A 1,631-nucleotide genomic window follows, 5' to 3' on the forward strand; every position below is an offset into this window, starting at 1 on the left:
CACCTTCATTCAATCACTTTTAATGTTAATTAGAACATCTAGATGTGTATAAGAGACAGCTTCAATATTTCTCATGCATCAACTAATTATAATTTATTTTTACTTTACGACACTTTACTTCTGCCCTCCAATACGGTAGCATTCCTGTTGGTAACAGTTTTTCTGTTAGAAACACTGGATAAAAAGGATTTTTTATATGAAAAAATTTTATGCTTGGCTCTATCGCCAACCTAGACACATCATCTATCGAATACTGATCATTTTTTGCCTGCTGTTTTGGCTTGTGATCTATTTTATCTTGAGGTAACGAGTTAAAAGAAACTTCCATTATAGTGGCGGTTTCTTTTTTCTTTTGGCGTATTTTATTTAGTAAAAAGTTCAGCTTTCTACTTTACTTTCCGAACAAATGTTCGTATAATAAATTTGAGGTGATGACCATGTCAATGATTAGTCCAGATTCTGTTGAAATTTTTTATCGAACCTATGATTCCTTAGTAAAGGACTCATTGCCGCTAGCATTATTTTTGAACCAAATTACTACTAAGATGGATAAAGAGAATCGTGATTACTTTGTTATCCCTGCCAAAAAGACCGGTCGCAAAAAAGATATTTGTTTTCAGTTTGAACGTAAAGACAATGAGCTCGTTTTCAAAGGTATCCATACGAGGAGGAAGGCCGATGGAATCTCTTAAAGGCACCGTAACAAAATTGAAGATCATTCAGTTTTCACAGCAGCCGTTAGTCTATTTTCAATTGTCAGGTACGAACTGCCTGATCGCTGCTCATTCACTGAATTTTCTCGCAGATGTCGAAAACGGCATGAAGATCGTCGTTCTCGGGAAACGTAATGCCCGCGGACAATTGATTATCGCCAAATACGCCGTCTTAGGGAAAACCAAACTCATGAACGATTTCCAAGCCTATCAAACAGCAAGCTAAAAGCCAGCACAAAAATTGTGCTGGCTTTCTTTTTTTATCTAGCGAACCACCATCACGTTACAAGGCGCATTGTTTACAACATAAGCTGTTGTTGATCCTAATAACAAACGTGAAAAAGTGCCGGTTCCAGTGGCGCCCATCAAAATCAAATCAATCTTTTCCGCTTCGGCATAGGCAACGATTTTGGCTTTGGGATTTCCATCGTCAATAATTGAAGAGTACGAGATATCAGCTGGAATCATTTCTTCCAGCGATTCAACGATAGCTCCTGCAGCTTTTCGTGCTTGCTTGACGATGTGGTCAACTGCATAAGGTTCGGACCCTAGATGATTGGTGTCGGATACGATCAAAATATACAAATGTGCATCATTCCTGCGTGTGACTTCGACTGCCTCTTGAAATGCTCGACGTGCCTGCTCTGATGAATCTACTGCGACAAGTATTTTTTTGTACGACTCTTTCATGGTAAGACCCCCCTTTCCCTTATTCTATTTAATTGTAAGCCAATCTGTATAGAAATATCAAGCGCTTTCAACCATACTGCATAAGACTTCCTTGCGCACAAATAAAAAGCACCTTGATTAATCAAGGTGCTTAAAGGGGATGCTAGTCAAATAAAACTAGCTAAGAAAGATTGAGAGAGGTCTTCCTCATAATCATATTTTAACAGATTTTTATCCTATTTTGGTGAT

3 protein-coding genes are annotated in these 1,631 nt (G+C 38.1%); 2 read left to right on the forward strand and 1 reads right to left on the reverse strand.

Features of this window, described 5'->3' with window-relative positions; all coding sequences use genetic code 11:
• Positions 1-437: 437 nt before the first annotated feature.
• Entirely contained in the window at positions 438-692 is a 255-nt protein-coding gene (locus A5875_RS20740; RefSeq protein ID WP_088935463.1) for a DUF5960 family protein, read from the forward strand.
• The gene (locus A5875_RS20745; protein WP_088935464.1) at positions 679-939 is read left to right on the forward strand and encodes a hypothetical protein; all 261 of its coding nucleotides are present in this window, start codon (positions 679-681) and stop codon (positions 937-939) included. The genes A5875_RS20740 and A5875_RS20745 overlap by 14 nt, the downstream gene beginning before the upstream one ends.
• Before the next feature lie 38 nt (positions 940-977).
• Here A5875_RS20745 and A5875_RS20750 read toward each other — a convergent pair whose 3' ends face one another.
• A complete protein-coding gene (locus A5875_RS20750) occupies positions 978-1,403 on the reverse strand; it encodes a universal stress protein (protein WP_088935465.1) in 426 nt (141 codons plus the stop codon).
• Between the last annotated feature and the right edge of the window lie 228 nt (positions 1,404-1,631).

It is taken from the genome of Enterococcus sp. 3H8_DIV0648, from assembly GCF_002140655.1.
GTDB classification, from domain to species: Bacteria; Bacillota; Bacilli; order Lactobacillales; family Enterococcaceae; genus Enterococcus_A; species Enterococcus_A hulanensis.